At 58.9% G+C, this 23,776-nt stretch carries 29 protein-coding genes and 1 tRNA gene; 12 read left to right on the top strand and 18 right to left on the bottom strand.

Annotated elements, in window-relative coordinates:
- Nucleotides 1-632: 632 nt before the first annotated feature.
- The 5 genes from DBR44_RS12950 to DBR44_RS19815 are packed head-to-tail and all read right to left on the bottom strand — an operon-like array spanning nt 633 to nt 4,625.
- Nucleotides 633-989: a hypothetical protein gene (locus DBR44_RS12950; RefSeq protein WP_124644461.1), complete on the bottom strand. Its 357-nt coding sequence runs from the start codon at nt 987-989 to the stop codon at nt 633-635.
- On the bottom strand, nt 976-3,753 hold the full coding sequence (locus DBR44_RS12955) for a toprim domain-containing protein (RefSeq protein WP_124644462.1): 2,778 nt from the start codon (nt 3,751-3,753) through the stop codon (nt 976-978). The genes DBR44_RS12950 and DBR44_RS12955 overlap by 14 nt, the downstream gene beginning before the upstream one ends.
- Nucleotides 3,750-4,100 carry a hypothetical protein gene (locus tag DBR44_RS12960; protein ID WP_124644463.1) on the bottom strand — a complete coding sequence of 117 codons (351 nt, stop codon included), beginning with the start codon at nt 4,098-4,100 and terminating at the stop codon, nt 3,750-3,752. Before DBR44_RS12960 ends, DBR44_RS12955 begins: the two co-directional genes overlap by 4 nt.
- 10 nt (nt 4,101-4,110) lie before the next feature.
- On the bottom strand, nt 4,111-4,455 hold the full coding sequence (locus tag DBR44_RS12965) for a DUF1484 family protein (RefSeq protein ID WP_124644464.1): 345 nt from the start codon (nt 4,453-4,455) through the stop codon (nt 4,111-4,113).
- Nucleotides 4,452-4,625, bottom strand: a complete 174-nt coding sequence (locus DBR44_RS19815; RefSeq protein ID WP_233578542.1) for a hypothetical protein — start codon at nt 4,623-4,625, stop codon at nt 4,452-4,454. Before DBR44_RS19815 ends, DBR44_RS12965 begins: the two co-directional genes overlap by 4 nt.
- Before the next feature lie 376 nt (nt 4,626-5,001).
- Between DBR44_RS19815 and DBR44_RS12975 the strand changes: the two genes are divergently transcribed.
- The gene (locus DBR44_RS12975) at nt 5,002-5,385 is read left to right on the top strand and encodes a hypothetical protein (protein WP_124644465.1); all 384 of its coding nucleotides are present in this window, start codon (nt 5,002-5,004) and stop codon (nt 5,383-5,385) included.
- Between the two features lie 42 nt (nt 5,386-5,427).
- Here the strand turns inward: DBR44_RS12975 and DBR44_RS12980 are convergent, their stop codons facing one another.
- From DBR44_RS12980 to rsmI, 9 genes are all read right to left on the bottom strand, one after another.
- Nucleotides 5,428-5,703 (bottom strand): ogr/Delta-like zinc finger family protein, encoded by a 276-nt coding sequence (locus tag DBR44_RS12980; RefSeq protein ID WP_124644466.1) that lies wholly within the window; start codon nt 5,701-5,703, stop codon nt 5,428-5,430.
- Between the two features lie 11 nt (nt 5,704-5,714).
- On the bottom strand, nt 5,715-6,023 hold the full coding sequence (locus tag DBR44_RS12985; RefSeq protein WP_199731050.1) for a hypothetical protein: 309 nt from the start codon (nt 6,021-6,023) through the stop codon (nt 5,715-5,717).
- Nucleotides 5,992-6,114, bottom strand: a complete 123-nt coding sequence (locus DBR44_RS19950; RefSeq protein ID WP_255424587.1) for a hypothetical protein — start codon at nt 6,112-6,114, stop codon at nt 5,992-5,994. The genes DBR44_RS12985 and DBR44_RS19950 overlap by 32 nt, the downstream gene beginning before the upstream one ends.
- Nucleotides 6,111-6,827: a hypothetical protein gene (locus DBR44_RS12990; RefSeq protein WP_124644467.1), complete on the bottom strand. Its 717-nt coding sequence runs from the start codon at nt 6,825-6,827 to the stop codon at nt 6,111-6,113. Before DBR44_RS12990 ends, DBR44_RS19950 begins: the two co-directional genes overlap by 4 nt.
- 18 nt (nt 6,828-6,845) lie before the next feature.
- Nucleotides 6,846-7,064 (bottom strand): AlpA family transcriptional regulator, encoded by a 219-nt coding sequence (locus DBR44_RS12995; protein ID WP_124644468.1) that lies wholly within the window; start codon nt 7,062-7,064, stop codon nt 6,846-6,848.
- 675 nt (nt 7,065-7,739) lie between these two features.
- Nucleotides 7,740-8,507, bottom strand: a complete 768-nt coding sequence (locus DBR44_RS13000; RefSeq protein ID WP_124644469.1) for a hypothetical protein — start codon at nt 8,505-8,507, stop codon at nt 7,740-7,742.
- Complete coding sequence (locus tag DBR44_RS13005; RefSeq protein WP_124644470.1) at nt 8,504-9,703, bottom strand: integrase arm-type DNA-binding domain-containing protein; 1,200 nt, start codon at nt 9,701-9,703, stop codon at nt 8,504-8,506. Before DBR44_RS13005 ends, DBR44_RS13000 begins: the two co-directional genes overlap by 4 nt.
- 178 nt (nt 9,704-9,881) lie before the next feature.
- Nucleotides 9,882-9,966 (bottom strand) — tRNA-Leu (locus tag DBR44_RS13010).
- A gap of 45 nt (nt 9,967-10,011) precedes the next feature.
- Complete coding sequence (rsmI, locus tag DBR44_RS13015) at nt 10,012-10,914, bottom strand: 16S rRNA (cytidine(1402)-2'-O)-methyltransferase (protein ID WP_181835178.1); 903 nt, start codon at nt 10,912-10,914, stop codon at nt 10,012-10,014.
- A gap of 27 nt (nt 10,915-10,941) precedes the next feature.
- On the opposite strand from rsmI, the gene DBR44_RS13020 reads away from it, so the two are divergent.
- The 4 genes from DBR44_RS13020 to DBR44_RS13035 are packed head-to-tail and all read left to right on the top strand — an operon-like array spanning nt 10,942 to nt 13,581.
- Entirely contained in the window at nt 10,942-12,030 is a 1,089-nt protein-coding gene (locus DBR44_RS13020; RefSeq protein ID WP_233578544.1) for a penicillin-binding protein activator, read from the top strand.
- Nucleotides 12,031-12,035: 5 nt separating this feature from the next.
- Complete coding sequence (locus tag DBR44_RS13025; protein ID WP_124644473.1) at nt 12,036-12,371, top strand: YraN family protein; 336 nt, start codon at nt 12,036-12,038, stop codon at nt 12,369-12,371.
- A gap of 31 nt (nt 12,372-12,402) precedes the next feature.
- A complete protein-coding gene (locus DBR44_RS13030) occupies nt 12,403-12,993 on the top strand; it encodes a phosphoheptose isomerase (RefSeq protein WP_103523592.1) in 591 nt (196 codons plus the stop codon).
- On the top strand, nt 12,994-13,581 hold the full coding sequence (locus tag DBR44_RS13035; protein ID WP_124644474.1) for a BON domain-containing protein: 588 nt from the start codon (nt 12,994-12,996) through the stop codon (nt 13,579-13,581).
- A gap of 81 nt (nt 13,582-13,662) precedes the next feature.
- On the opposite strand, the gene DBR44_RS13040 is transcribed toward DBR44_RS13035, so the two are convergent.
- The 4 genes from DBR44_RS13040 to DBR44_RS13055 form a co-directional block, all read right to left on the bottom strand.
- Complete coding sequence (locus tag DBR44_RS13040) at nt 13,663-14,871, bottom strand: EAL domain-containing protein (protein WP_103523590.1); 1,209 nt, start codon at nt 14,869-14,871, stop codon at nt 13,663-13,665.
- Between the two features lie 147 nt (nt 14,872-15,018).
- Nucleotides 15,019-15,954, bottom strand: a complete 936-nt coding sequence (locus DBR44_RS13045; protein ID WP_124644475.1) for a Tim44 domain-containing protein — start codon at nt 15,952-15,954, stop codon at nt 15,019-15,021.
- Between the two features lie 50 nt (nt 15,955-16,004).
- On the bottom strand, nt 16,005-16,706 hold the full coding sequence (tsaA, locus tag DBR44_RS13050) for a tRNA (N6-threonylcarbamoyladenosine(37)-N6)-methyltransferase TrmO (protein ID WP_124644476.1): 702 nt from the start codon (nt 16,704-16,706) through the stop codon (nt 16,005-16,007).
- 121 nt (nt 16,707-16,827) lie between these two features.
- A complete protein-coding gene (locus DBR44_RS13055) occupies nt 16,828-17,577 on the bottom strand; it encodes a GNAT family N-acetyltransferase (RefSeq protein WP_124644477.1) in 750 nt (249 codons plus the stop codon).
- Between the two features lie 336 nt (nt 17,578-17,913).
- Between DBR44_RS13055 and mnmG the strand changes: the two genes are divergently transcribed.
- From mnmG to atpE, 7 genes are all read left to right on the top strand, one after another.
- Nucleotides 17,914-19,806, top strand: a complete 1,893-nt coding sequence (gene mnmG / locus DBR44_RS13060) for a tRNA uridine-5-carboxymethylaminomethyl(34) synthesis enzyme MnmG (RefSeq protein ID WP_124644618.1) — start codon at nt 17,914-17,916, stop codon at nt 19,804-19,806.
- A 16-nt stretch (nt 19,807-19,822) separates the two neighbouring features.
- Complete coding sequence (gene rsmG, locus DBR44_RS13065) at nt 19,823-20,449, top strand: 16S rRNA (guanine(527)-N(7))-methyltransferase RsmG (protein ID WP_124644478.1); 627 nt, start codon at nt 19,823-19,825, stop codon at nt 20,447-20,449.
- Nucleotides 20,446-21,237 carry a ParA family protein gene (locus DBR44_RS13070; protein WP_124644479.1) on the top strand — a complete coding sequence of 264 codons (792 nt, stop codon included), beginning with the start codon at nt 20,446-20,448 and terminating at the stop codon, nt 21,235-21,237. The genes rsmG and DBR44_RS13070 overlap by 4 nt, the downstream gene beginning before the upstream one ends.
- Before the next feature lie 4 nt (nt 21,238-21,241).
- Nucleotides 21,242-22,099, top strand: coding sequence for a ParB/RepB/Spo0J family partition protein (locus tag DBR44_RS13075; protein ID WP_124644480.1), 858 nt, complete (start codon nt 21,242-21,244; stop codon nt 22,097-22,099).
- A 92-nt stretch (nt 22,100-22,191) separates the two neighbouring features.
- Nucleotides 22,192-22,551 carry an ATP synthase subunit I gene (locus DBR44_RS13080; protein WP_124644481.1) on the top strand — a complete coding sequence of 120 codons (360 nt, stop codon included), beginning with the start codon at nt 22,192-22,194 and terminating at the stop codon, nt 22,549-22,551.
- Nucleotides 22,552-22,565: 14 nt separating this feature from the next.
- Nucleotides 22,566-23,384 carry a F0F1 ATP synthase subunit A gene (gene atpB / locus DBR44_RS13085; protein ID WP_124644482.1) on the top strand — a complete coding sequence of 273 codons (819 nt, stop codon included), beginning with the start codon at nt 22,566-22,568 and terminating at the stop codon, nt 23,382-23,384.
- Between the two features lie 89 nt (nt 23,385-23,473).
- The gene (atpE, locus tag DBR44_RS13090) at nt 23,474-23,755 is read left to right on the top strand and encodes a F0F1 ATP synthase subunit C (protein ID WP_045847701.1); all 282 of its coding nucleotides are present in this window, start codon (nt 23,474-23,476) and stop codon (nt 23,753-23,755) included.
- Nucleotides 23,756-23,776 lie beyond the last annotated feature (21 nt).

Raw genomic sequence — 23,776 nt, forward strand, 5'->3', positions numbered from 1 at the left:
CCTGCTAAGCACACACATCAAAAAACCGCCCCAAACCGTGGATGCACCCCACAAAGCCTTGCCAGGCAAGGGTTTCAGCCTCACGGTTTCGCCCACGGGTTTTTCTACCATTCCGTGGGTATCTTTGAATTCTCAATAAAATCAATGCTTTGAAGGGATGGTGTCATCCACGGTTTCCACGGTTTGGGTTGGTGAAATCGTGGATGCATTTGGCATTGTGAAACCAATTCCGTGGATTGTCCATCCTGCCTTTTTCACTGCTTTCTTATCTCTATCTCTTTGATTTTTATAAAAAAAGAAGAATAAAGAGGGGCAAAGTCCCCAAAAACGGGATGTGGAGATTTGGGGGCAAACCGTGGAGATTCAGACCCAAACCGTGGAATTCTGAGGGTAAACCGTGGGCAGGGTTTCCTAGTGGAATAAGGCTTTCAGCGGGATTGGGCCGTCAATCCACGGGTTTTTTTCACTTACTCCCGGGGTCAATGGCGGGAAACCGGGCTGGCTTGGTGCGTTTGCCACCAAAATGTGTTGCCTATGTCATAAATGGTGCTCAAAGGGATTTGCAGTTTGGTGACATGCCAGACAAAGCAAAGCCCGCGCGCGGCGGGCCTGGGAGTGCTGGGGTGCGCAGGTCAGAGGTGGATGCCATTACGCGCCAGTCCGGCCAGATCAAGCGCCAGCAAGTGGCCAACACGCTGGCCCGCAATCTGGCGTTCTACGGCGTCGGTCAGCAGCAGCTGATGACGGAGGCAGCCTTGTTTCAGCTGGCGGATGGTGAAGGTGCGATAGTGCCGCCATTGCCCTTTCATGGCACGGCTGCGTTTCAGGTGGGCCAGCACGTCGCCACGTTTGAGGAACAGGCAGGGCCGCCCCTGCCATTCTCCCATCAGGTAACGGCCCGTGTACTGGCCACGACGTATTTCCGCGCAGGCCATGCGCAGGACGGCAAGGGTGGCATCCTCCGGCTGCTGGGGCTTAGTGCTGGCCATGGAGGGTATCCGGGCTGGCATACAGGCCCAGCTTTTCCAGCTTGGCCAGGCTGATGGCGGTCAGGTGGCCATGGCGGCGGCCATGGATGGTTTTCTCGATGTCATCCGCCAGCACGGCACTGCTTTGTAGCAGCTGGCTTTTGAAGATACGGCCCGTCTTGACCGGTAGCGCGTCGAACTTGGCGCGCAGGTGGGTGGCCGTCGAAAGATGATCCATCACATGGTTGGGCCGGATGAATAACGCCATTTCGCTGTGGCCATCTGCAGTTTTGAACACGTCCCAGCAATAGGGGTGTTCATAGCGGTGGGCGTCCAGCTCGGACAGCAGAATCTCCATGATCCACACCCACGGCAGGCGGGTGCCGTCGGTGTCCACGATGTGGCTGTTCATTTCGGCCAGCAGGTCGTCAATGAAATTGCCTTGCTGCAGGTCTATTTCGGCAAACTCGCACAGTAGCGCCCAGCTGGTGAGGATGGCGGCGTAGTTCTCCATCATCCGTTTGGCCGTAGCGTCCCCCTCCGGGGCGCGGCAGTGCTGGCGGCAGTAACCAACATAGTGCTGATGCAGGTCACGCAGCCGGGCCGGTGGCATTTCGCCCAGAAACTGCAGCCATGGCCATAGCGGGAATTGCGCCAGGTCGTGCGGGATGATGTTGCCCTGCCGGGCTACTGACAGGCTGCTGCGGCACAGCTTGGATTGCAGGCTTTGCACATCCACTTCTTCACCGGCTAGCAGCACCGGGGCGCACATCAGGTAAGGCGTCAGGGATGCCCCCACGCGGGTGAATTCAAAGCGGTAGGTGGATTGCAACAGCGCGTCGATGTCGGCCAGGATGTTTTTTGGCAGCTTGCTGAATTCGTCCCAGCCTACCGGTTGCGAAGTGAAGGACACGGAAGCACGGCGGCGGTGGTCGGTCTTGAGCATCTGGCCGGACAGCACCTGAAACGCCAGGGTATTTTGCAGGCTTTCCAGCAAGCGCGATTTGCCCGAACCTTTCTCGGCCTGCATCTGCAAGTGCGGATAGAAGCCCAGCACGGTTTTAAGGTGACTGCCCAAGCCCCACACCAGGGCGATGGTCGCGGCATTGCATTTGAACGTGTCCTGATAGGCCAGTATCACCGACCGGGCCTGATGGCGGTTGCCGCGTGGAAAGGTCAGGTTGTAGTACAGGCACTGTTTCTGTGGTTCAACAAAGTAGCAGTCCTGCCCCTCCTGGGCGGCCAGTTCACCGGCCTTCCACGCCAGCCCGACAAAGTTGACCACATCGCGGGCACCCAGATCAGCCGCTCGCTCCATCAGGTTGACCAGACGCTGGAATTGCGCCGGTTTCCAGATCGCCCCGAAGCGGCTTTTCCACCACTCCAGGTTGTACAGCTTGTCATCGGTGGCCACTTCGCGGTGTAGCACCACACCATGCCGGGCCAGCTGGGCGCTGACACCAAACACGGTTTCCGGCTGGTGGTCGGGTGTGCCGCTGATGGTGGCCAGATGGCTTTGAATGCGCAATCTGGACAGCCCGGCCACGCGGAAGGAACACAGGTCGCCCAGCGTTTCTGAACGGTTGCCGTCATCGTCGGTTTTGAACTCGTCCACGTACTGGGTGAAATCCTCTTTCACCCGGAAACGCCAGTACACCGCAAAGTCATGGCCGGGCAGCTGGATACGGCGGGTGCCTTCCAGTCGTTCGCCACCGCCAGGCATGCCAGGAACCAGCCACGGCTCCAGCTTGCGCAGGCGGGCGGTCAGTTCCTGAGGGCCGTGCTTGTGCAGTACATCGTTAATGTCTTCGCCTTCCTCCCAGTCCTGCATGTCCACCAGCAGGTGGCCAATGTCGGCGGCGGTCAGTTTTTCAGACAACTGCCAGGCGGCAGCCAGTCCGGGACGCTGGCCGGTGTGCGGGTTGACCGGGTCGGTATGATCCAGCGCCACCAGCACCCGCTTGCCGCGCAGAAACGTCCAGTCGATGCTGTCCACATTGCAGGTGCCACGCAGCGCCAGGCTGGCCACGCTGTGGTGGGTCACGGAATCGACCGACAGCGCATTGACCGGGCTTTCTACGATGACGACCGTTTGCGCCCGTTTCAGCCGGGCCGGGTCTGCCGTCCAGCCGTGCCCCTCGCGCTCTCCCTGGCATTGCGTCTTCACACCACCATTGAGTGCCGGATCGACATAGCGCAGATCGACGGCCACCACTTTGGCCGACAGGGTGCCACGCACTATGAAAGCAGCGGCCGCACCGCCGTGGCCCACTTCGCCCGGTGGCACTTTGGCGCTGAGCCAGTCATTCCAGCCCAGCGTCCGGCACTGGATGGCGCGGCGAATCGTCGCCTCGGCAATGCCACGCCCAAGCAGGTAATCCAGCACGGCTTCCGGCTTGGCCAGGCAGCGCTCGGCAATGTAGTCCAGCGTGGATTTGCGCGCCGGGGCTGACTGGCCCGCACTGTCCTTCTTCATTGCTGGCTGTGGCAGTCCATACCAGTCCCCCAGCAGCCGGGCAGCAGCCAGTGGGGTGTCCAGCTCCGGGCGGCAATACTGCAGCAGGTCGATGCAACTGCCGCCCGCATCGCCGCTCCAGTCCTTCCAGCCACGGCCACCGTCAAAGATCGACAGTGAAGCGCTGCTGTCCGGGTGGTGCGGGCTGTGATAGTTACCCTTGCCACCCTGGCGGTGCAGGCCCAGCCGCTCGGCCAGGTCGTGCAAATCAATCTCGGTCTTGAGGCGGGCGAACCAGTCGCCCAGCGCTCCATTGCTGGCCGGTTTCATGGCGTCCCCTTGGCTAGTGGCCGGTACTGCATCAGCACAGCGGCGCGGATGCGCAGGCGCTCGGTGATGTTGGCCAGCAGCGCAGTGCGTTCTTCCGGGGTGAGCATGGGCAAGGCGTCATCCAGCGCCGGGCGCAGGGTGGCAAAGAAGCCATCCAGTACGGCAGCGTCGGCCTGCACTTGCTGGTAGCTGCTGATGTCCTGGCGGTCGCGGAAGGTCAGTACCGTGTCCAGCAGTTCCAGGGCGCGCAGGTGGCCGGATTGATAGGCCCAATCATGCAAGGTGCGGGCAGCAGGCAAGCCGGGGGCGGCTCGCCCGGATTTCGGGAGAGTGGATTGCTGTTTCATGGTCTGCCCCTTAGAGGAGTTGGCCGATATCGGCGCGGGCGTGGCTGATTTGCTGCTGCAGCGGGGTCAATAGCCCGGCCAGCTGATTGGCTGGCAGCGGCTTGTCCTCGGCGTGGTGCAGCAGATCGAGCAGCCCTTGCAGGCCGTCACCGGAACGGGCCAGGGTGTGGATGCCATCGGCAATGGTGTGTTCGATGGTCTGGCACAGGCCCGCCAGCTGGCTGATGGACTCGCGCAGCGGCGCATGCTCGGGCTGGCTGGCCAGCGTCTGCAGGCGGCTGAGTTCGCCTTGAATGCTGGACAGTGCCAGATGGGCGGCAGGAACGGCCTGGCTGAGAATGTGCAGGGTGTTCATGCCAGTACCTCCACAGCAAAGCCGGACGGTGTGCGATGAAACACGGCGCGGCGGCCTTGAGCAACCAGCAACGCAGACAAAGCGCGGGCTTCGGCCTCGGAAGGCAGTATGGAAACAGGCGCGGTAACGGCAGGGAACAGGCGAGATAAGGCGTGGGTAATCCTGGACATGGTGTGTCCTCCTACTAACGGTTTGATTACCGCTACCCACTTCCTACGGTGGGTGGCAGTCCGAACGGGGGTAGGAATACCGGTAGTAGGCACCGGCCAGCCCGAAGGCTGCCCCGCCCGGCCCGCCATAGAAGGCAAGACAAGACGTACGGACGCAAAAAAACCGCTCTCGCGGCGGTGTCCGCCTACATAACTCGGGTTCCTACGCCCGGTGCCGCTATTGAACAGCACGCCGCCATTGTTAGGCTGTCGTTCTAAATTGTCAAGCCATTGAGGCTGTCGGGCAGTTGTACGCAATGCAAGCATGGCGATATACTCTAAAAGTTAGTTAGCTATATTCAAGCCCCAGCAGGGGCTTTTTTATTTTGGATTTTTGATGAAAAGTATTTTGGATGGATTTTTTTGCAATAAATGCGGTAGTGCAAGATTGGTAAAAAGAAGTAGTAGAAAAATTACTAGTTTTTTTGTTGAGTACTACATCGAATGCAAGTCGTGCTCAAGCAGAAGGAAGTTATTTTTCTCATGGGAGGGAGTGATTTGGCCGGGTGATCGCTGGAATGAAGATCAAATTAGAAAACAATTCACTCCACACTATCTGATTAAAAATGCTGTTCATATTAATGATGCCTATAATTACATGGTGGATGAAATTGAATCTGAAATAAAAAGACTAAAAATCGAATTAAAACTTGCACAAGAAAAGCGCAAAAGGACGCAGAATGTCTACGATTTATTTTGCAAAATTCTCGAGAATAATTGAATTACATTTCAAATAATGGCCTGTTGGTGCAGGCCATTATTTCTAACGAATGTGGTGACGTACTCCACCTGGTAATTGGGTGATAGCGGTAGTTGTTGGTTTTTCTTGCAATGCAATACGGCGCACCTGGTTGGCGGGGATGACTTCTGCAGGGCTCACCGGTTTGGCCAGCGTGCGCGGGTCGCCTTCCAGTGTCTTGTACTGGTGGCAGCAATCATCGTTGGTGCAGTTGTAATAGGTCTCTTTGGTAGTCGCTGACAGCATGCGGCTGGTACGCGCACGAGACGATGCACCACACAGCGGGCAAGGAAATGCCATGGTGTCCTCCGTTAGCAGTCGGTGTGTTGTTCAACATCGCGCAGGGTGAAATGGCGATGGCTGAAACCGGCTGTACCGCGCTCGGCATTGGCGCAGCCATCACACACCTTGCCGGTGTTGCGCTCCAGCCGCACCGCTTTGTCATCCCACAGTTCCACCATGTCGGTGTCTTTGATGTTGGTGATGGCCAGGCCAGCCAGCCCGTTACGGCCCAGCCAGTCTTTCACCTTGCTCACCTGTGCCGGGTCAGCGGCGCGGGCGGTAAAAATCCGCACCTCATAGTCGCCCTCATTCAGCCAGGCTTTGACACGGCTCATCATGGCGTCCACCGGCATTGCCAATGCCGCCCATATTGTTACGGCCCACTTCGGCCAGGGTGCCGTCCAGGTCTACTGCAATCCATTTGCTCATGCTGCATGCTCCTGTTGACGTTGGGCCAGTTCGGTACGGCGGCGATTCAACTGTAGCGGGCCGATGGCGCGGGCCTCGTCGAGACCGTCCTCATCGGGCAGGGCCTGCAGGACTGGCTCCTGGCTCACATCCAGGGTGAAACGCTCCAGTTGCTGCTCCAGATGCTTGCGGACCTCCGCCATCAGTACATCCAGGGTGCTGTCAAAACCCCGCATTTGCCACATGGCGGCTTGATCTGGCTGATTGAGCACTATGCGACGCAGTGCCATGGCACTGAGTAGTCCACCCAAATTTTCCAGCGCATCTTGCATCCGGCCATCGGCCAGGGTCTGCATGGTGCGGTTCTTGGCAGCCAGATACGCCCAGCCCGCTTCTAACATGGTGATTTCGGCAGCATCCCGTGCCAGTTCCAGTTCGGTGGCCAGATAGCGGAAGTCTTCGGCCAGACTGTAGGCGGCACGCTCTTCGGCACGCAGCTCGGCCATCTTCTTGGGCGGGGTCTTGCCCAGCATGCTGTGCAGGATGGCGCGGGCCTGCTGCTTGAAGCCTTTGGCGCTGATTTCGGCGGCTTGGGCAGCCTGCTGATGCTTCACCACCATGGCCGCTTTGTTCTGCCAGTCTTCTCGGTGTTGCTGATAGGTGGCCAGCGCTGCTTTGGCGGCAGCCAGTTGTTCGGTCAATTGCGTGTTCAGCGCGGAGTTGCTCAGGTGCATGAGAGTGACTTTCTGGTTTTATTGTTGACGGGCGGCGACACGTTCGGCCATCCAGGCATCCACCTCAGTGGACAACCAGGCCACGCTCTTGCCGCCCAACGGCACAGAGGCCGGAAAGCTGCCGCGTTTGATGCTGTCGTACAGCGTCGAACGCGTCAGGCCCGTGAGACCCATCACCTCCGGCAAGCGGAGAAACCGGGCGGGAGTTGAAGTCGGAAGGCAGCTGGAAGTCGGCATGATGTGTCCTGTAGTTGTTGGGTGGATGTGCTCGGTGCTACCCGGATATGTCGGGGAGCGAGTGCAGTATCCAGAAAAACAAAATGGACGTGTGGAAGCGCTGTTGTATGACTTGGGCCGTACAACACGGGTTGTTGAAAGCCGCTTAAATCAGTGCTTGGACTGAGCAATTTTCCTGTTTCCCGCATTCAGGGAGCGGGTGTCGTATTGGGAGCGCGCAGGACTGGGGTATCAGTGTTTTTCTGCGTGGATAGCTGCTTTCAGACTGCTTTGGACGACAACAAACGCTCATGGACGCAAAACGCATCAGTCCGAGCAAGTCCAGCGACAAAAGCAGCTAATCGCCATGAATCACTGAAAAAAAGCGCATGAAAGTGCATGAAAACGCATGATTTTTAAAAGGGAGAAAGGCCCGGACAAAGCCCGGCTGGGCGGGGCTTGCGGGGAATCATGCAGGTGCATGATTTGAGGCACATGAAGACCGGGGGCGAGGCGGGGCTTCGATTGCGCGCGCTGGGGGCTGGAGAGTGTTTGGTGGACTGTGGGCGCTGCAGCGGCCCTGGTGCAACGAACGCTGATGCCGACGAGTGTCGGCATCAGATTGGGAGGGCGTGCGGGAGAGGGAGGTTGTGGGGCAGTAAGGGATGGGTGCTAAGCCCGGGAATTACGGTATTTCTATCGTTGATAGTTTCTTGTTATTACATATCTGGCACTGTTGGGTATGACTTTGGTTCCGGAAGCGTCGAAGATGGCAATTTTCTCTTTATTTGCTGTAACTAAGATTCCTTCGTAAATGACTTTGTTGCCCTCGATTATGGCTATGCAGCTATTCCAAGTTTTTTTATTCTCGTAATGACATCCTGATTTTGAGTATGGAGAGATGGACTTTTCAGCGGCAGCCTTTCCAAGGTTGAACGAAATTGATGCGGCTAGCCAGCATGTTATTGCTACACAGGCGAGTAAGTAAAAAATTGATATCGATATGTATGTCAATAAAAAAGAAGCCCATGCCGCCAGTGCTAGACGGTTTGGATCATCTGATGAAGTAAAATTGTTCCATTTTTTAATGAGTATTCTAATTGTTTGTACTGTTTTTTTGTGGAATAAAATATAAAAAAATACCACCATGAAAAATGGTATGGCAATTGAAATTATTATATTTTCATTTAGTGTGGTTATAATGGCTTCAATTGATTTTAGTAATCCGATGGTAAGTGCGTTGTAGGCGTTAATGTATGTTTCTTGTGTTGATATGGGGAAATGACTTGAGTCTACGCCAAATGCATTTAAGTACCCATAGTAATAAAATGTACCAATTAAATATGCTATGGGTGCAAGTATAAGGATGGTGACGCCAACTATGGTCGATATGCGTTGAATATCAATCTTTTTTGTTGATATATCTTTCCGCCTATTTCGAGAGTAAATGCTGTGCATTTTCATCGAACAGTAATTCCATCAATTTGGTGATTTTGCAGGAAATCTGCCCACCACTGCATCATTTTCCGGCGTTCTTCCAGATACTCCGCCCGGTGGTAAGCCGCCCGTATTTTGTTCCGCTCCGCATGCGCCAGCTGGCGCTCGATCACGTCAGCGTTGAAGCCTTCTTCATTCAGCACCGTTGATGCTAGGGCGCGGAAACCGTGCGGTGTGGCCTGGCCTTTGTAGCCCATGCGGCCCATGGCATAACTCAGCGTGTTTTCGCTCATTGGCCGGTCATGATCCGTCATGGCCGGAAAGAGCAGGGCACCACGGCCAGTCAGCGGGCGCAGCTGTTGCAGCAACTCTAGCGCTTGTGATGACAATGGCACAATATGCGCTTCGCGCATTTTCATACGTTCTGCCGGAATCCGCCATTCTGCGCGCTCCATATCAAACTCTTCCCAGCGGGCATGCCGCAGTTCACCAGGGCGCACAAAGGTCAGCATCAGCAGGTGCATGGCAATGCGAGTGGGCTGGTAGATCGGCTCGGCGGCCAGGCGGCGGTAAAACTCTTTTAGTTCACTACGGGCCAGCGCAGGCCGGTGTTCGACTTTGGGGGCGCGTAGTACCCCAACCAGGTCTGCCGTTACATTGTGAGCAGCGCGGCCTGTCTGGATGGCATAGCGCATGACGGCACCAATTCTTTGGAGTACGCGCTGACCAGTCTCGATAGCTCCGCGTTTTTCGATCTTGCGTATGCACTCCAGGATGATGGGCGCGGTGAGACTGTCGATGGGATATTTGCCCAGGTCGGGGAATGCGTCAGCTTCCAGTGACTCGATGACGCGTTTGGCGTGGCCTTCACTCCAGCGGGGCAGTTCTTTGGTGTACCACTCTCGGCTGATGATCTCGAACGAGTTTTCTGCCGCCAGCTTCTTTTCTCGTTTCTGCTGTTTCTTCTCTTCGCCGGGGTCTGTGCCTGCTTGCAGCAGTTTGCGGGCTGCTTCGCGTTTCTCCCGGGCTTCTTTCAGGCTGGTATCAGGGTAGACGCCACATGCCAGGGTCTTTTGTTTGCCGTTGAAGCGGTAGGACATGCGCCAGTACTTGGCACCGTTGGGCATTACCCACAGAAACAGGCTGCCGCCGTCTGCCAGCTTGTCGGGCTTGCCATCTTCGCGGGGCTTGGCATTTCTGATGGCGGTATCGGTCAGCGGCATGTTGGTATTCCTCGTGTTGGTATTTCTACGAGAAGGGTAACTTCGTACCAACAGAAATACCAACGTTTGGTGCTGGCTTTGGTTGGATGGTGCCGGACGGATTTGGACAACAAAAAACCCGCAGAGCCTTGTGCTGTGCGGGTTTCTGGACTTTCTGGGACTTCTCTGTACGTTGCGATGGTGCCCGGGGTCGGACTCGAACCGACACACCTTGCGGCGGGGGATTTTGAATCCCCTGCGTCTACCGATTTCGCCACCCGGGCATCGCAAGAGGAGGCAAGTCTATCTGATCTGCCTGCCCTTGTAAATCACTCTGCGGCGTCCTTTTTCAATTTCAGCGCATGGTCATACAGTTGCTTGCGGTTGGCACCGCTGATCTGGGCGGCCAGGGTGGAGGCCTGTTTCATCGGCAGTTCGGCGCTGAGGATGTTCATGATGCGCACGGCTTCTTCCGGCAGGGCTTCGTCGCTGTCGGGCTGCGGGGCGGCGTCGATGATGAGGACGATTTCGCCGCGCTGCTGGTTGCTGTCGGCCTTTACCCATTCCAGCAGTTCGCCAGCGGGCAGGCTGTGGAAGGTTTCAAAGGTTTTGGTCAGTTCGCGTGCCAGCATCAGCCGGCGCTGCGGCCCCAGTTCGGCCACGATGTCCTGCAGGGTGTCGACGATGCGGTGCGGGGCTTCATAGCACACCACCAGGTGGTCGGCACTGAGCCATTGCTGCAGGGTGCGGCGGCGTTCGCCGCTTTTCGGCGGCAAAAAGCCATGAAACAGAAAGGCATTGTTGGTAAAGCCGCTGGCAGACAGGGCGGTGATGACGGCGGATACGCCGGGAATGGGGCGTACCGGGTGGCCGGCGGCGCGCACGGCTTCCACTAACCGGGCACCGGGATCGGACACGGCGGGGGTGCCGGCATCGGATACCTGCACCACGATCTGGCCTTCGGCCAGCCAGCGGATGACTTGTTCGGCCATGCTGCGTTCGTTGTGTTCGCGCAGGCTGACCAGTTTGTTGGCGTGAATGCCGTATGCTGTCAGCAGGCTGCCGGTGACGCGGGTGTCTTCGGCGCACACGACATCGGCCACGCCAAAGGCGGTCAGCGCACGCGCGGTAACATCTCCCAGGTTTCCAATGGGGGTGGCCACCACATATAATGTGCCGCGACAGAAACTTTCCCGTGCAGATTCAAGCAAGTGAGCGAACGAAGTATGCAAAGACTGGCTCCGCTGTTGGTTGGCGTCATGATGACATGGTTGACGGCTGCGCAGGCGCAGGCACCGGACTATATCATCCAACTCAATGCCGCGCCGCTCCATAGCGCGGCTGGTGCGGCGGTTCGGGCGCAGACTGCGCCGGCATCGGCGCCGGCCGTGGCCCCGGTGGCCAAGCCCTTGCCCGCGCCGGGCAAGATGGCGTCGCGGGTGAAAATCGGCCTGTTGCTGCCCACCGAATCCCGCCTGCTGGGCGAGGCTGCTGCCGTGGTGCGCAGCGGGGTGGAGGCAGCGCATGAGGTTGATCCTCAGGCCGAGGTGGTGGTGATTGATGCCGATGAGCACAATGCCGCCCAGCGTTATCGCGAGGCGGTGGCCGGCGGGGTGAATGTGGTGATCGGTCCGCTGTCGCGCACCGGCATCGCTGCGGTGGCTCGCTATGTCAGCGTGCCTACGCTGGCGCTGAATGCAGTGGGGCGCGATGTAGCGACCAGCCCCAAGCTGTTTACCCTGGCCCTGAATGTAGAAGTGGAAGCCCGGCAGATTGCCCGGCTGATGCGGGAAGATGGCCGCGCCAATCCGCTGATCATTGCCGATGGCGAGGTGCTGTCCAGCCGGCTGAAGCAGGCTTTTGCCGATGAATGGCGCAGCCTGGCGGGCAAGGACGCGCAGCAGATGGAAGATAACGGCCACAATCTGTCTGAGCTGGCCGTGGCGGCCGGGCAGGCGGATGCGGTGTTTCTGGCGTTAGAGCCTGCCGAAGCGGCACGGCTGAAGCCTGTCCTGCTGCCCGAGCTGGCAGTGTATGCCACTTCGCAGATCAGCACCCGCACGCCGGACCGGCAACTGGCCGGTATCCGTTTTATCGACATGCCCTGGTTCCTGATGCCGCAACATCCGGCGGTGAAGCGTTATGCGCGGCCGGCCAGCACGCTGACCTTGCAAACCGAGCGGCTGTACGCGCTGGGGATTGATGCCTATCGGCTGGCCATGCAGCTGGCGACCAGCCGTAATCCGGCCAGCATCAAGCTGGATGGCGTGACCGGTGATTTGAAACTGGGTCGTGACCGTGTGTTCGACCGTCAGTTGCCGGTATCGCTGATTGGCGAGGGCGAGTAAACCCCATGAATGAACAGGGCAGGCTGGCGGAAGAGCGGGCCTTGTCCTTCCTGTTGCGACAGGGGCTGCAACTGGTAGAGCGCAATTGGCTGTGCCGGGGTGGCGAAATCGATCTGATCATGCGTGATGGCCGCAGCTGGGTATTCGTGGAGGTGCGCCATCGCGCCAGCGCCCGCTTTGGCGGTGCCGCTTACAGCATTACCGCAGCCAAACAAAGGAAACTCATGCACGCGGCGGCAGTCTACCTGTCCGATAGGGGAGTAGACGCACCTTGTCGTTTTGATGCTGTGCTGAGTGAAGGCGAGCAGCCGCTACAGTGGCTGAAAAACATTTTTGCATAGCAGCCCCCGGTTGGCTGCTACGAGGAAAAGCATGGACCTGATTGAACGCGTCAACGGACATTTTCTGGAAAGCATCGCTGCCAAGCAGGAGGCAATGGAATTGCTGTCGCCGGCCGTGGCGCTGGCGGCCGAGCGCATGGTGACCTGCCTGATGAACGAGGGCAAGATTCTGGCCTGCGGCAATGGCGGCTCGGCAGCAGATGCCCAGCATTTTGCGGCGGAGATGCTGGGACGCTTCGAAAAAGAGCGCCCTGGTCTGGCGGCCATTTCACTGGCAACCGATACCTCGGCCCTCACCGCCATTGGTAACGACTACGATTTCGACATGATTTTTTCCAAGCAGGTGCGTGCGCTGGGGCATACCAACGACCTCTTGCTGGCCATTTCCACCTCGGGCAATTCTGCCAATGTGATCGAAGCCATCTATGCCGCCCACGAGCGCGGCATGGGCGTGATTGCCCTCACTGGCAAGGACGGCGGCAAGATCAGTGAAATCCTGTCGCCGGAAGACATTCAGCTGAATGTGCCGGTATTGCGTACCGCGCGCATTCAGGAGGTGCATATCCTGCTGGTGCATGCGCTGTGCGATGCGATTGACTACATGCTGTTGGGAGGCGAGTAAATGAAACACACAGTCCTGACCCTGTTGCTGGCTGCTGGCCTGTCCAGCGCCTTGTCCGGTTGTTTTGCCCTGGCTGCCGGCGGCGTGGCCGGTGGTGCGCTGGTGGCCACCGACCGTCGTTCCAGCGGTGCCTATGTGGATGACCAGAGTATCGAAGTGAAGGTATCGCACCAGATTGGCGACAAGCTGCCATCTGCCCATGTCAACGCCACCAGCTACAACCGTGCGGTACTGCTGACTGGTGAAGTGCCGACAGCCGAAGCTGGCCAGCAGGCCGAGCTGATTGCCCGTGGCATGCCCAATGTCCGCCGGGTGTACAACTACACGGTAGTGGCCCCGTCCTCTGGCCTGTCCGAGCGCAGCAGCGATACCTGGATTACCAGCAAGGTGCGTACCCGCATGCTGGATGGCAAGGGCTATTCGCCTAATCAGGTGAAGGTGGTGACCGAGCGCGGTGTGGTGTACATGCTGGGCCTGGTCACGCCGGCCGAGGGCCAGGCCGCTGCACAGGTGGTGAGCGAAACCGCAGGGGTGCAGAAGGTGGTGACCCTGTTTGAAAACATCACCGAAATCGCCCCGGCCCAGTAAGCCTGGGGGCCGGAAACGAAAAAGGACCGCATGCGGTCCTTTTTCATTGCTGCTTTTGTTTCATTGCTGCGTTGGCCGTGTTCAGCCGTGGCTGCTGTGTACGCGCGGAGCGAGTACATCGGCACACAGCACATGCATGGCTTCGTCGATTTCAATAGCCATCGACAGCGTCACGCAGGAGCGGGTGTCGGTCATCGACAGATAGGGCTCGCTCATGTACAGCACGCCGGGCTGGTCGATGGCGTGCTGGAAATAGGCCCGGCGCGACCACACGGCACCGGTGGTGTCGGCCAGCGGGGCAAATTTCAGATTGCTGGCCACGGTGTTGTGGCGGCTGTTCAGGTTGCGGCCGATCTGCCGGCCCTCGCTGTCCAGCAAGAAGCAGCGGATCACGTCCGGCATGGCCAGCATCGGTGTGGCCGCCTGATCAAACGGGGTGCCCTGCATCAGTGAAATGGCGGATTGTACAAATGCCTGCCGTGCCAGTTCGATCTGGCGGCGGGTGATTTTGCGCTTGAGCAGGTCGCGCACCATCAATTCGTCCCAGCGCGAATCCAGCCGCTTGGTGATGATGTCGTCCGGGTCGGGTGTCAGGCTGGGCCGTGCCACATAGTAGCCCTGTACCAGATCACAGCCGGACTCCAGCGCCACCAGTACGTCGTTTTCGGTTTCGATGCCTTCTTCCACCACCAGTGCACCAATTTCGTGCATCAGGCGCACCAGTCTGGACAGCAAATTACGGGTGCGTGGCTGGCTGACTGCACTGCGCAGCAAGTCCTTGTCGAATTTCACCAGATCCGGCTCCAACTGACAGACCCGGTCCAGATTGGAATGGCCGACGCCGAAGTCGTCAATGGCGATCAGAAAACCCGCTTTTTTCAGCAGATTGACGCCTTCGATCAGCGCTTCATCCACTTCCAGCACATGTTCCAGCACTTCCAGCACCACATTGCCGGGTTGCAGGCCGGCTTCGCGAATGGAGTTGGCCAGCGCCATGGCACGCTCGGGGCGCGACAGGGAGGCAGCATCGACATTGAGAAACAACCAGTGCGGATGGGCCTGTTCCAGTTGGGAAAAATGCTGGACATGGGCCTGGCTGACGGCCAGATCAAGCCCGTGACGCCGTTCTGGTGACACCATGGCGTAAAAAGCCTCGGCCGGGGAGAGTGGCAGCTGGTTCTGCTCGGCGCGCAACAGGGCTTCCACACCCACCGTGCGGCGATGCGCCAGGCTGTAGATGGGCTGAAAATGGCTGCCAAGGGTCAGACCGGCATGCTCGAAACGTTTCATTACAGTACATTCCTTCCTGGAGTGGGGCTCTTGCTGGCCCGTAAGCCAATCTCTCTAGCAATTGGCATTCCAGTGTAGAGCATGGCCGGATAATAAAAAACGGGCCCGACTGGGCCCGTTAGGATAAATCCGCACAAAAGAAGGAAATTACTCCTGCTGAATGCCTGCCACCAGCCATTTTCCGCCGGTGCTGCCATCCTTGATGTAGTGCCAGTATTCGCTAAACGGCACAGCAAGGGCGTTGACCGATTCGCTCACGGTGCCAGAGAAGCGCACGGTGGCGATATAACGACCAGCTTCTTCCACGGCTTCGGCCAGTTGGCAGTCCAGCTGCGGGAAGTCCGCCACATCGCCATTGCCGGCGATGTCGTTGCGCAGGCCTTCAAACAGATCCGGCGTCATGTACTTGCGTACCTCTTCCAGGCTGTCCGGTGAGTTAAGGCTTTGCAGATGCAGGAAAGTCGCCTTGGCCTGACGCAGGAAGTTCGGCGTTTCGGTGCCATCCGGCAGGCGGGCGAGTGCACCACCAGCCATGGCCGGTGCAGCGCCGCCGTAAGATGGTGCCTGACCCAGACCGGAGCCGATCTTGGGAATCGGATCGAAGCGGGCGGCATCCTGGCTGCTGCTATTGAATACCGGAGCGTTGCCGGCCGGCATCGGTGTGTTCATCGGTGCGGCGCTGGCGGCGTTTTTGCGGCGGAACCACATCAGGCCGCCAATGCCCAGCAGGCCCAGCAAGGCCAGTGTGCCCCAGGGGAAGCCAGAACCGCTGGCGGATTCAGATGCATTGCCGGAGGCGTGGTTGCTGTTCATGGCCGAACCCAGCATGTAGCCGGCTGCTGCGCCGGCTGCACCAGCCGCAATGGCCGTGCCTACGCCCGGGCCTTTCTTGGGCTGTGCTTGCGGAGCAGCCTGTGGTGCCGGGGCGGGCATCGGAGTGGGCTGCTGGTAGCTCTTGGTCGGGGCCGAGCGGCGCATGCCGGCGCTCTTGCCTCCGCCCAGGCGAGCGGCTTCCGCGAACGGTGCCGCCAGGACAGAAACCAGGGTGAAGGCGAGCATGATCGTCTTCGCGCGAGGTGTCATGATTGTATTCTCCAGAGTAAAGGGCCCCGGTGTGACCGGGGCATGTGACTTTAGTTCGGGGCAAGCTGCTGTATTTCAAGCACGCAGGCATGGTTATCCGCCACGCTGAAGCGGATGTTGTAGTCATACAGTCGCACGCCATAAATGCGTTGCGGGTCATCCTGATAGGCGGGTCTGGGGTCTTGCGCCAGCACTTGCTCGATCAGCGCCGTCAGTGCCGGCGGAGGAGAGGGCAGGGCGGTCAGCTGCTGCAGGGCTGTCGTACTCCAGTCCACCTGCAGGCAGGCTGGCGGGCCATCGACAAAGCCGCCACGGGCTTCCGGCCGGGCTTCCACAAAAGGAATATAGGGTTTGATGTCCAGCACCGGCGTGCCATCCAGCAGATCGGCGCCGGCCAGTTGCAGGCGTACGCCGTCGTGAAAATCGATGCCGCGCAGCTCTACCAGCGACAGGCCCAGCGGGTTGGGGCGATGGGTGGAGCGGCTGGCAAAAACCCCCACCTTGGCATTGCCGCCCAGGCGCGGTGGCCGCACCAGTGCTTGCCAGCCCCGACGAGCGGTCTGGTGGAATACGAAGCTGATCCAGACGTGGGAGAAGGCTTCCAGCCCGCGTACGGTGTCCGGATGATTGAATGGCGGCAGTAATTCCACACTGATGTCGGCGGCCGGGGCCAGCGAGGGTTGGCGCGGGATGCCGAATTTTTCCTTGTAGGGCGAGTGGACAATGCCGACTGCTGCAAACGGGTAGCTCATCTGGCGGATTGTAGCAGCCAGCCGGCTGGCTGCGCGGTAGTGGCTGGCAAAACAGAACAGCCCGGACGAACGGGGGCTTCGTCCGGGCTGATGACACAGCAAGGCTGCGGCAGGCTGTGAATCAGCCTACGAAGTGACGGTTGTAGCGGCCGGTGAGGCGGCTCATCGGCAACAGCATGAAGAAGTCGGCGCAGTTGAAGTCAGGGTCCCAGGCCGGTTCGCCGCAGATGAATGCACCAGCGCGCAAGTAGCCCTTGATCAGCGGCGGCATCGGCGAGGAGGCAGCATCGTCCTGAATGCGGTCCAGCGGCAGTGGCAGGTGCGGAAACACGCGCCATTCCGCCGGGGACAGGTGGCTGGTTTCCAGCTGGCGATACAGGCTGACGGCCTGATGGCCACCGTCGGCCAGGCTGACACTGGCGCAACCAGCCAGATATTCGCCACCTTTTTTCTGTACATAGTCGGCCAGGCCAGACCACAGCAGGGCAATCACCCCGCCGCTGCGGAAATCCTTGTGGACGCAGGAGCGGCCCACTTCGATCAGGCCGTCGCGCAGATTGTCCAGCCGGGTGAGGTCGAATTCGTGTTCGGAGTACAGCGAGGGTGCGCGGCGTGCCATGTCCGGCGGCAGCATGCGATAGGTACCCACTACCAGGCCGCTGTTGGCGTCTTCCACAATCAGGTGGTCGCACAGCGCATCATATTCGTCGCAGTCTATGCCCAGTTGCTGCGAGGACAGCTCGGCCCCCATTTCGCCGGCAAATACATCAAAGCGCAGTTTCTGGGCGCGGCGGATGTCTTCGGCTGTTTCAGCGACACGGACGCCCAGTTTCAGCTGGCGGCGGGTGGAAACGCTTTCGTTCAGTTGCATGACTTACTCCCCTCGGCACATGCGTGGCATGCTAGTTTTGTCAGCAAGGACTGTCGCTAGGGCTTTCGTTCCATCAGGCCGGCCGTTGCGGCAACTCCTTCATTTGGCAGCAGCTTTTGGGCCTGCTGTCCGTCCAAAACATGCTAATCATCCTGTTTGACGAAGACATTTCCGTCATATGACTTGTGGATGACCTGCGTTTTAACGCCGGGTTACAGCAGGGGTGAAGTAAATCAATGACTTACACGGTTATCGGTTTTGCCGTAGAATAGGCCGTTTTTCCTGCACGCATCACCCATGCGTCGTTCGCATGCACGGGGTTCCGAGTACAGCCAGATGATTTATCCCACACAATTTGACGTGATCGTGGTCGGCGGCGGTCACGCCGGCACCGAGGCCGCACTGGCCGCAGCCCGCATGGGGCGCGCCACGCTACTGCTTACCCACAATATCGAGACCCTGGGTCAGATGTCGTGCAATCCGTCGATTGGTGGCATCGGCAAGGGTCACCTGGTGAAAGAGGTGGATGCCTTGGGCGGCGCCATGGCGCTGGCCACCGATATCGGCGGCATCCAGTTCCGCACCCTGAATGCCTCGAAGGGGCCAGCGGTGCGCGCTACCCGCGCCCAGGCCGACCGCATTCTGTACAAGGCGGCCATTCGCGAGATGCTGGAAAACCAGCCCAATCTCACGCTATTCCAGCAGCCGGTGGATGATCTGCTGATCGAAGGGGATCACGTGGCCGGTGCCATCACGGCCATCGGCATTACTTTTCGCGCCCGCACCGTGGTGTTGACTGCCGGCACCTTTTTGTCCGGCAAGATTCATGTCGGCCTGGAAAATTACACGGGTGGCCGGGCTGGCGATCAGGCTGCTTCCACGCTGGGTGCGCGTTTGCGCGAGCTGGATTTGCCGGTGGGGCGTCTCAAGACCGGTACCCCGCCGCGTATCGATGGCCGCAGCATCGATTTTTCGGTAATGGAAGAGCAGCCGGGCGACACCCCCGAGCCGGTGTTCTCCTATCGCGGCCAGCGCAGCATGCATCCCAAGCAGCTGCCGTGCTGGATTACCCATACCAATCAGCAAACCCACGACATCATCCGCTCCGGCTTCGAGCGTAGTCCGATGTTTACCGGGGTGATCGAAGGGGTGGGGCCGCGTTATTGCCCGTCCATCGAAGACAAGATCAACCGTTTCGCCGACAAGGACAGCCATCAGGTTTTCCTGGAACCGGAAGGCCTGACCACGCACGAGTTCTACCCCAACGGGATTTCCACCAGCCTGCCGTTTGATATCCAGCTGGCAGCAGTGCGTTCGATTCGCGGCATGGAAAACGCCCACATCCTGCGCCCCGGCTATGCCATCGAATACGATTATTTCGACCCGCGTGGCCTCAAGTCCACACTGGAAACCAAGGCCATCAAGGGGCTGTTCTTTGCCGGCCAGATCAACGGCACCACCGGCTACGAAGAAGCGGCGGCGCAAGGCCTGCTGGCAGGCCTGAATGCTGGCCTGTATTCGCGTGACGAGGAAGGCTGGTGTCCGCGTCGCGACGAGGGCTATCTGGGCGTGCTGGTGGATGACCTCATCACCAAGGGGGTGTCCGAGCCTTACCGCATGTTTACCAGCCGTGCCGAATTCCGCCTGCAGCTGCGCGAAGACAATGCCGACTTGCGCCTCACCGAGATGGGCCGCAAGCTGGGCCTGGTGGGCGATGCGCAATGGGAGGCCTTCTGCCGCAAGCGCGACGCAGTGGAAGCCGAAACCGCACGCCTGAAAACCACTTGGCTGCATCCGGCCAAACTGCAGGACGCTGCCGCGCTGGAAACCTTGCTGGGCAAGGGCATCGAGCGTGAATACAACCTGTTCGACCTGCTCAAGCGCCCCAATGTCGCCTACCGCGACCTGATGACCCTGCCCGAGGCTGCTGGCGGTGTGGCGGACGACGTGGTTGCCGAACAAGTGGAAATTCAGGTCAAATATCAAGGCTATATCAACCGCCAGAACGAAGAGCTGGCGCGGCGCGACAATCTGGAAGACATCCGCCTGCCGGCCGACATCGACTTTGCTCTGGTCAAGGGCCTGTCCAAGGAAGTGCAACAAAAACTGAATCAGCAGCGCCCGGAAAACCTGGGCCAGGCTTCGCGCATCCAGGGCATTACCCCGGCGGCCGTTGCGCTGCTGATGGTGCATCTGAAACGCGGTTTTACCGACGCCAAAATTGAATAATTGCCAAGCCAAGCGCATGACACATACTGCAGAACTGAAAAACGGGCTGGATCAACTGGCCCTGGGGTTGAATGAACAACAGCTGGCCTTGCTGGATGGCTATCTGACGCTGCTGGCCAAATGGAACCACACTTATAACCTGACCGCCGTGCGTGAAGAACAGCGCATGGTCAGCTACCACCTGCTGGACAGCCTGTCGCTGGTGCCGCACCTGAATGGTGGTGCCCGCCTGCTGGACGTCGGCTCTGGCGGCGGCATGCCCGGTATTCCGGCGGCCATTGCCCGGCCCGATTTGCAGGTGGTGCTGCTGGATTCCAACCACAAGAAAACCACCTTCTTGCGCCAGGCCGTCATCGAACTGGGCCTGCCCAATGTCGAGGTCATCACCAGCCGGGTGGAAGCCTATCAGCCAGAGCAGAAGTTCGACCGCATCACCAGCCGCGCCTTTGCCGAGCTGGCGGAGTTCGTCAAGCTCACCCCGCACCTGCTGGCCGAAGGCGGCCAGTATCTGGCGATGAAGGGTGTCTATCCCTACGAAGAAATCTCGCTGCTGCCGGAGACGGTGGCCGTGGCCGAAGTATTGCCGGTGTCGGTGCCTGGTCTGGACGCCGAACGCCATCTGGTCAGAATGGTGGCTAAATGAATGCACGGGTGATCGCGGTCGCCAACCAGAAAGGTGGGGTCGGCAAGACCACCACCGTGGTCAACCTGGCAGCAGGTCTGGCCGAGCTGGGGCGGCGGGTGCTGATAGTGGATCTCGATCCGCAGGGCAATGCCACCATGGGTAGCGGCATCGCCAAGCAGACGCTGGAGCAGTCGGTCTATCACGTGCTGCTGGGCGATGCCTCGGTGGAAGAGGTGCGCCAGCCTGCCAAGCAGGGCGGCTATCACGTACTGCCCGCGAACCGCGACCTGGGCGGAGCCGAGCTGGAGCTGGTGAATGAGCTGGCACGCGAAGCCCGTCTGAAAAACGCACTCAGTCTGGTCGATGATCAGTACGACTATGTGTTGATCGACTGCCCGCCCTCGCTCAATCTGCTGACGCTGAACGGGCTGGTTGCCGCCAATAGCGTGCTGATTCCCATGGTGTGCGAATACTATGCGCTGGAAGGGTTGTCCGATCTGGTCACCACCCTGCGCAAGGTGCGCGCAGCGGTGAATCCGCGCATTGAAATCATGGGCCTGCTGCGTACCATGTTCGATGCGCGTAGTAATCTTTCACAGCAGGTTTCCGAGCAACTGGCCAGCCATTTTGGCAGCAAGGTGTTCGAAACCGTCATCCCGCGCAATGTGCGGCTGGCCGAGGCACCCAGCCATGGTCTGCCCGGTCTGGTGTACGACCGCAATGCCCGCGGTGCGCAGGCCTATCTCGCGCTGGCGCAGGAACTGACTGCCCGCCTCGAATCCGCAACCGCAACTCCATCTGTCTGACAACATGGCCAAACTCAAAGGACTCGGGCGCGGTCTTGACGCGCTCCTCGCCACCAGCGCTGCGGTAGACGACCGTCTTACCACGCTTTCCATCGACCTGATCCGTCCCGGTAAATACCAGCCGCGCAGTCATATGAACGAAGTGGCACTGGACGAACTGGCGGCTTCGATCCGGGCGCAGGGCATTATCCAGCCGGTGGTGGTGCGCGAAGTAGGCCTCGGTGAGTACGAACTGATCGCCGGTGAACGCCGCTGGCGCGCCGCGCGCAAGGCCGGTCTCACCGAAGTGCCGGCCGTGGTGAAAACCGTGGCTGATGAAGCCGCCCTGGCCATGGCACTGATCGAGAACATCCAGCGCCAGGAGCTGGACCCGATAGAAGAAGCGCAAGGTCTCAAGCGGCTGATCAGCGAATTCGGTCTGACGCACGAAACCGCTGCCGATGCAGTAGGCCGCTCGCGCAGCGCGGTCTCCAATCTGTTGCGCCTGTTGGCGCTACCGGAGCCGGTACAGCACATGCTGCATCAGGGACTGCTGGAAATGGGCCATGCCCGTGCCTTGCTGGCGCTACCCGTGGTGCAGCAGCTGGAGCTGGCGCATTTGGCGGTGGACAAGGGGTGGTCGGTGCGTGAAGTCGAGCGCCGGGTACAACAATTGTCTGACCAAAAAACCACAGTGGCTGCCGTGGACAAGCGTGTCGATCCGGACATTGCCCGGCTGGAGCAGGAAGTCTCGGAGCGCATCGGAGCCAAGGTCAGCATCCGTCATGGCGCGCGCGGGCAAGGCCGTTTGCAAGTGGAGTATGCCAATCTGGACGATCTGGAACGGCTGCTGGAAAAACTTCAAGCAAAATCAAGCAAATGATTATATGTTGCACTGCAATGGTGCGGGTGATGTTCAGTTTGACGCAAATCAAGCCCTCAGCCTATAATCGAGCGATTTTTTAAGTGTCGGACATGCAAAATGCGGAAGTCGGGCGCGTACTGCGCCTGCAGGCAAAACTGCTTGTAGTGGCTGTGCTACTTGGTGCCATATTGAGTGGTGGCACCACGGTGGTTCCGGTGTCGGTTCTGTTGGGGGGATTGTCGGCGCTGATTCCAGCCGCGGTCTATGCCAGAATCGCCTACGCCAAGCGGCATGTCCCACCTGCGGTGCTGATGAAGGCGCACTTCAAGGCTGAGGCAGTGAAATTCCTGCTGACTGTCTTTATGTTTGGTGCATCTTTGGTGTTTTTCAAGGATTTATCGGTAGTGGGTTTGCTGGCAGGCTTTTTCGCCACGGTGTCCGGCTACTGGTTAGGGCTTCTAATCAAATAATTGAGAAAAGAGCGATGGCAAGCAACGCAATTGAGTACATTAACCACCACCTTACTTTCTGGAACTCCGATCCGTCCCCGGCTCGTGGCTTCTGGAGCCTGCACGTAGACACCTTCTCGGTATCGCTGGTACTGGCTTTCGTGTTCGCCGGCATCTTCGCCATGGTGGCTCGTCGCGCCAGCCTGGAAAATCCGGGCAAGTTGCAGTTGTTCGTCGAATCCATCATTGAACTGGTCGATACCCAGGTCAAGGAAATCTTCCATGCCAAAAGCAAGGTCATCGCTCCGCTGGCGCTGACCATCTTCTGCTGGATCTTCCTGATGAACGCCATGGACATGCTGCCGGTTGACCTGCTGCCGAATATTGCACAGTGGATCGGTCACACCTTCTTCGGCCTGGAAGCACATCACGTTTACTTCCGCTCGGTACCGACCGCCGACGTGAACGCCACGTTCGCCATGTCGCTGTCTGTATTCCTGTGCATCATCGGCTTCTCCATCAAGGCCAAGGGCCTGGGCGGCTGGTTCAAGGAACTGCTGACTGCTCCTTTCCATACCCACCATCCGGTTGGTGCCATCATCCTGGCGCCGCTGAACTTCATCTTCCAGTTGGTGGAGCTGGTCGCCAAGCCGATCTCTCTCTCGCTTCGTTTGTTCGGTAACCTGTACGCTGGCGAACTGATCTTCATCCTGATTGCACTGCTGCCTTGGGGCGCGCAGTGGGTTCTGGGCGCACCGTGGGCCATCTTCCACATCCTGATCATTACCCTGCAGGCCTTCGTGTTCATGATGCTGACCATCGTGTACCTGAGCCTGGCAGTGGAAGCGCACTAAAGAGTTCGTGGTATTTGTTTTAGTTTGAGCTTTACCTTTGTTTTAGTTTTTTTACCAACCATCCTTGCATAAGTCTTAGGAGATAAATAATGGAAGCACTCGTTTCTCAGATTCAGTCGATGACCGCTATCGCAGCTGCTCTGATCATTGGCCTGGGCGCTCTGGGTACTGCTATCGGTTTCGCCATTCTGGGTGGCAAGTTCCTCGAGGCCTCCGCCCGTCAACCGGAAATGATCCCGGTTCTGCAAACCAAGCTGTTCATTATCGCCGGTCTGCTTGACGCGATTTCCATGATCGGTGTGGGCGTTGCCATGCTGTACACCTTCAGCAACCCGTTCCTGTCCGCTGCCAAAGCAGCTCTGGGTGGCTAATTTTTAGTCAGTAAACGGTTG

The sequence above is a fragment of the Aquitalea sp. FJL05 genome (assembly GCF_003852595.1).
In the GTDB taxonomy this organism is placed as follows: domain Bacteria; phylum Pseudomonadota; class Gammaproteobacteria; order Burkholderiales; family Chromobacteriaceae; genus Aquitalea; species Aquitalea aquatilis.

Coding starts and splice junctions, on each gene's coding strand:
- DBR44_RS12950 (WP_124644461.1), bottom strand. CDS start 989: ATGGCCAGCACTAAGCCCCAGCAGCCGGAGGATGCCACCCTTGCCGTC.
- DBR44_RS12955 (WP_124644462.1), bottom strand. CDS start 3,753: ATGAAACCGGCCAGCAATGGAGCGCTGGGCGACTGGTTCGCCCGCCTC.
- DBR44_RS12960 (WP_124644463.1), bottom strand. CDS start 4,100: ATGAAACAGCAATCCACTCTCCCGAAATCCGGGCGAGCCGCCCCCGGC.
- DBR44_RS12965 (WP_124644464.1), bottom strand. CDS start 4,455: ATGAACACCCTGCACATTCTCAGCCAGGCCGTTCCTGCCGCCCATCTG.
- DBR44_RS19815 (WP_233578542.1), bottom strand. CDS start 4,625: ATGTCCAGGATTACCCACGCCTTATCTCGCCTGTTCCCTGCCGTTACC.
- DBR44_RS12975 (WP_124644465.1), top strand. CDS start 5,002: ATGAAAAGTATTTTGGATGGATTTTTTTGCAATAAATGCGGTAGTGCA.
- DBR44_RS12980 (WP_124644466.1), bottom strand. CDS start 5,703: ATGGCATTTCCTTGCCCGCTGTGTGGTGCATCGTCTCGTGCGCGTACC.
- DBR44_RS12985 (WP_199731050.1), bottom strand. CDS start 6,023: ATGATGAGCCGTGTCAAAGCCTGGCTGAATGAGGGCGACTATGAGGTG.
- DBR44_RS19950 (WP_255424587.1), bottom strand. CDS start 6,114: ATGAGCAAATGGATTGCAGTAGACCTGGACGGCACCCTGGCCGAAGTG.
- DBR44_RS12990 (WP_124644467.1), bottom strand. CDS start 6,827: ATGCACCTGAGCAACTCCGCGCTGAACACGCAATTGACCGAACAACTG.
- DBR44_RS12995 (WP_124644468.1), bottom strand. CDS start 7,064: ATGCCGACTTCCAGCTGCCTTCCGACTTCAACTCCCGCCCGGTTTCTC.
- DBR44_RS13000 (WP_124644469.1), bottom strand. CDS start 8,507: ATGAAAATGCACAGCATTTACTCTCGAAATAGGCGGAAAGATATATCA.
- DBR44_RS13005 (WP_124644470.1), bottom strand. CDS start 9,703: ATGCCGCTGACCGATACCGCCATCAGAAATGCCAAGCCCCGCGAAGAT.
- DBR44_RS13020 (WP_233578544.1), top strand. CDS start 10,942: ATGATGACATGGTTGACGGCTGCGCAGGCGCAGGCACCGGACTATATC.
- DBR44_RS13025 (WP_124644473.1), top strand. CDS start 12,036: ATGAATGAACAGGGCAGGCTGGCGGAAGAGCGGGCCTTGTCCTTCCTG.
- DBR44_RS13030 (WP_103523592.1), top strand. CDS start 12,403: ATGGACCTGATTGAACGCGTCAACGGACATTTTCTGGAAAGCATCGCT.
- DBR44_RS13035 (WP_124644474.1), top strand. CDS start 12,994: ATGAAACACACAGTCCTGACCCTGTTGCTGGCTGCTGGCCTGTCCAGC.
- DBR44_RS13040 (WP_103523590.1), bottom strand. CDS start 14,871: ATGAAACGTTTCGAGCATGCCGGTCTGACCCTTGGCAGCCATTTTCAG.
- DBR44_RS13045 (WP_124644475.1), bottom strand. CDS start 15,954: ATGACACCTCGCGCGAAGACGATCATGCTCGCCTTCACCCTGGTTTCT.
- tsaA (WP_124644476.1), bottom strand. CDS start 16,706: ATGAGCTACCCGTTTGCAGCAGTCGGCATTGTCCACTCGCCCTACAAG.
- DBR44_RS13055 (WP_124644477.1), bottom strand. CDS start 17,577: ATGCAACTGAACGAAAGCGTTTCCACCCGCCGCCAGCTGAAACTGGGC.
- mnmG (WP_124644618.1), top strand. CDS start 17,914: ATGATTTATCCCACACAATTTGACGTGATCGTGGTCGGCGGCGGTCAC.
- rsmG (WP_124644478.1), top strand. CDS start 19,823: ATGACACATACTGCAGAACTGAAAAACGGGCTGGATCAACTGGCCCTG.
- DBR44_RS13070 (WP_124644479.1), top strand. CDS start 20,446: ATGAATGCACGGGTGATCGCGGTCGCCAACCAGAAAGGTGGGGTCGGC.
- DBR44_RS13075 (WP_124644480.1), top strand. CDS start 21,242: ATGGCCAAACTCAAAGGACTCGGGCGCGGTCTTGACGCGCTCCTCGCC.
- DBR44_RS13080 (WP_124644481.1), top strand. CDS start 22,192: ATGCAAAATGCGGAAGTCGGGCGCGTACTGCGCCTGCAGGCAAAACTG.
- atpB (WP_124644482.1), top strand. CDS start 22,566: ATGGCAAGCAACGCAATTGAGTACATTAACCACCACCTTACTTTCTGG.
- atpE (WP_045847701.1), top strand. CDS start 23,474: ATGGAAGCACTCGTTTCTCAGATTCAGTCGATGACCGCTATCGCAGCT.